Origin of the sequence: Chitinophaga sp. (assembly GCF_035564935.1) — a bacterium.
In the GTDB taxonomy this organism is placed as follows: domain Bacteria; phylum Bacteroidota; class Bacteroidia; order Chitinophagales; family Chitinophagaceae; genus Chitinophaga.
Genome location: NZ_DATMTE010000456.1, coordinates 1 through 2,971 on the forward strand (window position 1 = coordinate 1; position 2,971 = coordinate 2,971).

Consider the following 2,971-nt stretch of genomic DNA (forward strand, 5'->3'; position numbering starts at 1 on the left):
TTGATATACCCGCCGTTAACAATACGGATAAACAAAAATCAGCGGAGCTGCTGGACTTCATTGCAGCGGCAGATGCAAAAGAAACCCCGGGGAAACTGGAGAAGAGAATGGCTTCACATAAGGTGCTGGATCAAACAGATAAATACAAACGCTACGGGATCTTACAAACACTTGCAGAATGCGGCATACTACCCACTACATTCATAAAGCCCAGATACGAGGCATTCGTCACTCAGAAAGAACTGTGGAAGGCAAGTGAAAACCTGACCACCTCCTTCCGCTCCGACATTATCCTGCCTTTAGGCGGATGGAAAGGAGAAAACGGGGTAGACAGGAAACGCTATGCGGAGATATTTGGCGGTCTTTGACACAGGTCGGGGCAAACGGCGCTGCATTTCCTTTTTATTATTTTGTTAAGGAAGAAGCGATGACACGGCAATGCTGTTTACCACCAGGCCGGGATCAGGGAAATAAATACGGATCATCTTTTCGCCGTTTGAATCGCTGTTACAGATAATTTCTCCTCCGGCATACCCTCTTAGTAAATTAACAGCCCAGGCGGTTGTTTCTGCAGGGTTGGCAAGGTTCATAAATACCGGCGCCGCGCCGTTTACGGAAATAGCGCAACGCAGGTACATTCCCGTATATAAAGGGAAGTTGGGTAAACATCTCACCGTTATCCGGTTCCTGCCTTTTACAACCGGGATTTTATAGTCGGCATACGGCGCTGTTGCAATATCTTTTTCACCAAAAGATCTTATCAGCATTGGCCACACGGTTAACCCACTCTTTCCTGTGCCCAACCCTTCAATGGTTTTCAATGCGCCGTTGTCGTTGCCTTTTGCCAGATAGGCGGCTGCGGGTACAGAGATCACCTGTGAGGTAACCGGGGCAGCCTGGCCGGTAACCGGCGTTTTGATCATTTCCGGGGTAGCCGTTGCGGGCATGTCAAAGACCTTACGTTTGCGGGGGGCAGCGTCCATTATTCCATCCCACTTTCCACCGGCTATTTCCTTATTGTATTTAGTGGTTAATTGCTGAATAGTTTCGTAAGCCGACTTTGATCTTTCTGCATATACCAGCGCCGTACTATCTCCGGCAACGGCCAGGCGCAGGCTTTCCCTTGCATAAAGCACTTTATCATTCATGGCGGCGGCAGCCTGCACGGGATAACTAATCAGCTGGAACCAGGCATCCTTCAGCCTTTCCGGGATATGCGTTCCGGCTTCCATAGTGGCGGCTACCAGTTGATGATAGTCGTTTAAGCGCTCTTTTATTTCTTCCGGTGTAAAGGTGATACGGTCGAGATGCTCCGGTTTTCCCGATGCAGCAAGGCGGTAATATGCCTGCTTAATATATGCGATGCTTTTAGCGGCTTCCTTTCCAAAGGTTTGCTCCGCCCAATACTCAGGGTATAAATACGCCTTTTCGGGCGACCATTGCTGTACATCCCAGGCCAGGTCCATTGCAAACTGCATTTCCATTTCAGCCGGCTTGATATCTCCTACGTTGAACACCCACAACCGCTGAGCATTCAGCTGCCAGGCTTTGGTCAGTTCGTAGCTGGCCAATGCAGGCGAAATGCTAGACAACCACAGGAAATCTTCCGGGGCGCCCCAATAAGAAAAGTGATAGTACACGCCGCTGCCGCCGGATCTTTTCTGTTCCTGCGGATCGGAACACTGCCGTATATATCCATAATTATCATCCGCCCATGCCAGCGTAATGTCGTCGGGCAGTTCCATTCCCAACCGGTAGAGGTCAAGCACCTCTTTATACGGGCAAAATATCTGCGGTACTTCGGCAGCTGGTTTACCAAGACCATCTCTCAATAAATTACGCTGGTTCCGGATCACTTCTTCCAGCAGTGTCTTCTTCCCTTCCTTCGAATCCGGTCCGGGCATGTCACTATCATGGATTCCCCTCATCCCTACCGTATAAACGGCGGGATTATTACGGGATTGTATCACGCGGTCGCTCCAGTACCGGTCGATCTGCTTCCTGTTCACGTCATACCGCCATTCACCGCGCTTCTCCCCGTACTCCTGCTCAAAATGACGGCTCCATTCAAACACATTTCCCCGCAAAAGCGGTTCGCAATGACTGGCGCCCAGCACTATACTGTACTTACGGGCCAGTTCCGGGTTTTCCGGGTAAAACCAAAACGATTTGGTGCAGGGATGCATGGCTGGCCAGATATAATTTGCCTTCATCCGCAGCATCAGTTCAAACACCTTCTCGTAGGTACGGGGGCCAATATCTTTTATAACAGTGTCCATATGTTTGGCAGCCCATGGGTGCATTCCCCAATCTTCATCATTGATAAATATTCCCCGGTACTTCACTGATGGAGGGCCATAAATGCTTTTGCTTCCTGTGAGATATATTTCCTTCCTTTGCGCCGGTGTCACATCCGCCCACCATACCAGCGGAGACACGCCTATCATCCTGGACAGTTCAAATATTCCGAACGCGGTTCCCCTCGCATCGCTTCCGTAGATCACCAGCGCTTTTTCCACTCCTTTCACCGGGTTAGTCACGAGGCTGATGCCGAATGTTTCCCATTTACCACTCACCTCAGCTATTGACAGTTTACCGGATTTTACCAATTGATCAATGAAAGATGATCTTCCGATTGTGCCTGCCATTACCGGGTATTTTACAGATGCGGGAGTGTGAACGTCAGCTGATTCAAAGCCTGTCATACTGCTGATATCGTTTTTCAATGCTTTTACTGCAATGGCTACCACGGCCGCATCCAGTGAATCATAAAAAAAAGTGGCTACCTGATTGTTAACCGCAAGGGGAAAACTGCCGGGGGCTTTTTCAAAAGAAACAGTGATGGGTTTTTCCTGGGCAACTACGGTAACAGCAGCGGAAAACAGGCATACGCAAAAGAACAGGAAGTTGTAACAGGTTGATAAATGGGTACGCGGCATCAGTAACGATTTATTTTAGCAGGATGTGTGTC

General features: G+C 49.3%; 2 protein-coding genes. One reads left to right on the forward strand and one right to left on the reverse strand.

The window, feature by feature from the left end; genetic code table 11:
* Positions 1-368 (forward strand): hypothetical protein (locus VN105_RS11780; protein WP_325641061.1); only part of this gene is annotated, 368 nt, incomplete at its 5' end.
* A 45-nt stretch (positions 369-413) separates the two neighbouring features.
* On the opposite strand, the gene VN105_RS11785 is transcribed toward VN105_RS11780, so the two are convergent.
* Positions 414-2,939: a glycosyl hydrolase 115 family protein gene (locus VN105_RS11785; protein WP_325641063.1), complete on the reverse strand. Its 2,526-nt coding sequence runs from the start codon at positions 2,937-2,939 to the stop codon at positions 414-416.
* Positions 2,940-2,971 lie beyond the last annotated feature (32 nt).

Coding starts and splice junctions, on each gene's coding strand:
- VN105_RS11785 (WP_325641063.1), bottom strand. CDS start 2,939: ATGCCGCGTACCCATTTATCAACCTGTTACAACTTCCTGTTCTTTTGC.